This window comes from Desulfallas sp. Bu1-1, assembly GCF_015594625.1.
Taxonomy (GTDB): domain Bacteria; phylum Bacillota; class Desulfotomaculia; order Desulfotomaculales; family Desulfallaceae; genus JADNRQ01.
Genome location: NZ_JADNRQ010000048.1, coordinates 1 through 1,971 on the forward strand (window position 1 = coordinate 1; position 1,971 = coordinate 1,971).

At 48.8% G+C, this 1,971-nt stretch carries 3 protein-coding genes; all 3 read left to right on the forward strand.

Annotated features, from left to right (window positions below; genetic code table 11):
• Positions 1 to 285 precede the first annotated feature (285 nt).
• The 3 genes from tnpA to IT084_RS17525 are packed head-to-tail and all read left to right on the forward strand — an operon-like array spanning position 286 to position 1,863.
• Complete coding sequence (gene tnpA, locus IT084_RS17515) at positions 286 to 648, forward strand: IS200/IS605 family transposase (RefSeq protein WP_195714173.1); 363 nt, start codon at positions 286 to 288, stop codon at positions 646 to 648.
• Between the two features lie 4 nt (positions 649 to 652).
• Positions 653 to 1,591, forward strand: a complete 939-nt coding sequence (locus IT084_RS17520) for a transposase (protein ID WP_195714172.1) — start codon at positions 653 to 655, stop codon at positions 1,589 to 1,591.
• Positions 1,592 to 1,632: 41 nt separating this feature from the next.
• Positions 1,633 to 1,863, forward strand: a complete 231-nt coding sequence (locus tag IT084_RS17525) for a zinc ribbon domain-containing protein (protein WP_313885519.1) — start codon at positions 1,633 to 1,635, stop codon at positions 1,861 to 1,863.
• Positions 1,864 to 1,971 lie beyond the last annotated feature (108 nt).

The window sequence follows — 1,971 nt, forward strand, 5'->3', positions numbered from 1 at the left end:
TTTTCATAATTAGAATAGGTGCCTCCTCGATAAAAAATATTTTAGATAAATTATATCAGAAATTATATTGGACATCATTATTTACCCTTATTATTGACAATATAGACAGAATGTGACAATATTTTTCTTTGATGTACTTTACAAAACCCGCGCGGGAAAGCCCACGGCTTCAGCCGTGGGATGAAAGCGCGGTTTTTTATTTTTCCGAACATTTGTTGCGCTTTTGTTCCAAAATAGCTATGATATAACTATGGAACAAAAATATAGACACAAACATACGTCTGTATCACTGGTCAACTACACTACATATGGTGCCCGCGCTACCGACGCAAAGTGCTGGTCGGTCCCGTCGAAGCCAGGTTGAGGGAGTTAATTCGGGAGGTAGCTGAAAAACTGGACCTGGAAATCCTGACCCTGGAGATCATGCCCGACCACCTGCACCTGTTCGTCAATGCGCCGCCTAATTTGGCACCACACGACATCGTAGCGCGGTTCAAGGGTGTATCTTCGCACCATCTGCGCCGGGAGTTCGACCACATAGCCCGGATGCCGTCCATGTGGACACGGAGCTACTTCGTCTCAACCGCTGGTAATGTATCATCCGATACCATCCAAAGGTATATTGAAATGCAGAAGAAAAGAGGCTGAACTCATGGCACGAAAGAAAAAATCTAAAAACGATGTGCCAATGCAAACCCTCACAGCCAGAGCGAAAGTAGTCAACCTCTCCGACCAGGACGCCCTGCTTCTGGGCCTTTTGGGTTTTGCCGCAACTAAACTTTGGAACGTGGCCAACCACCACCGGCGTGTCACCTGGAGTGAAACCGGCAAAATACCCGGTTATGCAGAGCAGTGCCGGGAACTTAAGACCAACCGCTGGTACAAGCTCCTGCCTTCTCAGTCCGCACAGGAAGTCCTGGGTGAACAGGACGACTCCTACCGGTCTTGGTACTCCCACCGGAAAAACGGTGACCAAAAAGCACGCCCGCCGGGTTTCAGGAAGAAGGACTCGCTCAGCACGGTAACTTTTAAGCAAAACGCTTTTGAGATGCTACCGGACAACCGGGTGAAGCTGAAATTGCCCAAGACATACAACAAGCGGGAAATCGTGCTGGAATACCAGCTACCACCGGACACCACCCTGGGCAAGGTACAGCAGGTAAAGCTATTACACGAAACAAAGACCGGGGACTGGTATCTGCACATCATCCATAAGGTTCAAATCGAATACCGTAAAGTTGGTAACGTTATGTCCCTTGATTTGGGTATCGTAAATATTGCAGCCGGACTGGTGACCGACGGCTTCTCTTTCACTGTTCCCGGCGGGGAACTTTTGGCCCTCGACCGGTACTTCCAGAAGGAGAAGGCCAAGTGTACCAAATCCACCAGCAGACGTTGTATTGAATTGAATACCAAATGGGGTCGGCAACGTAAACACTACCTGCATGTATTGACCAGATGGTTAGTTAATCTGGCTATTGCCCACAACGTCTCCATCATATTGGTCGGCGAATTAAAAGTATTCGCACAGATAAGGACTGGGGAGACGCTGGCAACCAGAAGTTCCACACCTGGCCGTTCAGTAAAATAGTAGACCTGCTCAGTTACAAGGCGGCATTAGCCGGTATCCGTGTGGTCAAGGTACCCGAGAAAAGCACCAGCACCACCTGCCCGGTATGCGGCAAGCGGGTTAAAAAGGCCCGTGTGTACCGGGGCTTGTTTGTCCACTGCGGTAAATCGTTCAACGCCGACCTGGTGGGCGCGTACAATATCCTGCAAAGGTATCTCCGTGAGACTGGATTGGTTCTGCCGGTCCGGTCGGGAGTAGTGGGCGCACTGGCACGCCTTATGCAAAGAAAGTAGTTATGCAAAGTAAATGCTTGAACTGCCGATGTTTATGTAGTTTTTTATGGATTTACTTTGCATAATCTCCCAAGATGATATCAGGGCTTGAGCCCAAATATCATTTGG